Below are 1465 nucleotides of genomic sequence, written 5' to 3'. Positions count from 1 at the left end.
GCACCCGCGCCCGCTCCGACGCAAGCCGCGATCCCGTTCACCGAGATCTCGGTGCACGATCCGTCGGTGATCCGCGTGGACGGCCGCTTCCTCGTGTTCGGCTCGCACCTCGCGGCGGCCAAGACCACCGACCTGATGAACTGGACGCCGGTCGCCGACGGCGTCAACGACGCCAATCCGCTGTTCAACAAGGTCACGACGGCGCTGGCCGACACCTTCGCCTGGGCGCAGGTGACCGACCTGTGGGCGCCCGATGTCGCGCGGCTCGACGACGGCAAGTTCCGCATGTACTACTGCGCCTGCAAGGGCGACTCGCCGCGCTCCGCGCTGGGCGTGGCGATCGCGGACGCGGTCACCGGGCCCTACGTGAACCAGCAGATCCTGCTGAAGTCCGGCCAGTGGGGCCTGCCCAGCGAGGACGGCACGATCTACGACGCCACCGTGCACCCCAACGTGGTCGATCCGAACGTCTTCAAGGACGCCACCGGTCGGCTCTGGATGGTCTACGGCTCGTACTCGGGCGGCCTGTTCATCCTGGAGCTCGACAAGACCACCGGCCTGCCGCTCGCGGGTCAGGGTTATGGCAATCACCTCATGGGCGGCAACCACGCCCGCATCGAGGGCGCCTACGTGCTCTACAGCCCGGCCTCGCAGTACTACTACCTGTTCTGCAGCTTCGGTGGGCTGGACGCCAACGGCGGCTACAACCTGCGGGTGTCGCGCTCGCGCAATCCCGACGGTCCCTACCTGGACGGACGCGGCACCGACATGGCCACCGTCAAGGGCGCCGCGGGCACGCTGTTCGACGACGCCAGCATCACGCCCCATGGCCAGAAGCTGATGGGCGGCCACCAGTGGAGCCTGGCGGCCGGAGAGACGGGCACGCCGCTGGGCTACGTCTCGCCGGGGCACAACTCGGCCTACTTCGACGCGGGCACCGGGCAGTACTTCCTGATCTTCCACACCCGGTTCCCGGGCACCGGCGAATTGCACCAGGTCCGCGTGCACGAGATGTTCCTCAACGCCGACGACTGGCTGGTCGCCGCGCCCTTCCGCTACGCGCCGCTGTCGCTGGCGACGCCGGCGGTGACGGCCGCGGTCGGCGCGCCGAGGCGGCGGGCAGCTACCAGCTGATCAACCACGGGCTCGACATCACGGCCGTGTCCAAGACCGCCATCGTGGTGAAGCTCGGCGGCGACGGCACGGTCAGCGGCGGCGCGAGCGGGACCTGGACGCATCAGGGCAACAACCGCATCAGCCTGACGCTGAGCGGCAGCGGCACTGCGGGCGGGACCTTCGCCGGCGTGCTGTCGCGGCAGTGGAACTCCAAGGCCGGAGCCTTCGTCGTGACCTTCACTGCGCAGTCGAGCGGCGGCGTGTCGATCTGGGCCGCGCGCGCGGGCGACTGATGCGGCGCGACTTCCTGCGCCAGTGCGCCTGCGGCGTCGCGAGCGCGGCCGGAGCG

The 1465-nt window shown here is 70.2% G+C and carries 2 protein-coding genes; both read left to right on the top strand.

Going from position 1 to position 1465, the window contains the following annotated elements; genetic code table 11:
* Nucleotides 1-1134: family 43 glycosylhydrolase (locus FUT87_RS26440; protein ID WP_255512052.1), on the top strand; the 1134-nt coding region annotated here is incomplete at its 5' end.
* 26 nt (nucleotides 1135-1160) lie between these two features.
* Nucleotides 1161-1409 carry a lipocalin-like domain-containing protein gene (locus FUT87_RS31170; protein ID WP_255512051.1) on the top strand — a complete coding sequence of 83 codons (249 nt, stop codon included), beginning with the start codon at nucleotides 1161-1163 and terminating at the stop codon, nucleotides 1407-1409.
* The last annotated feature ends 56 nt before the right edge of the window (nucleotides 1410-1465 follow it).

The organism is Mitsuaria sp. TWR114 (genome assembly GCF_007997345.1).
This window is presented reverse-complemented; position numbering and strand designations above follow the sequence as displayed.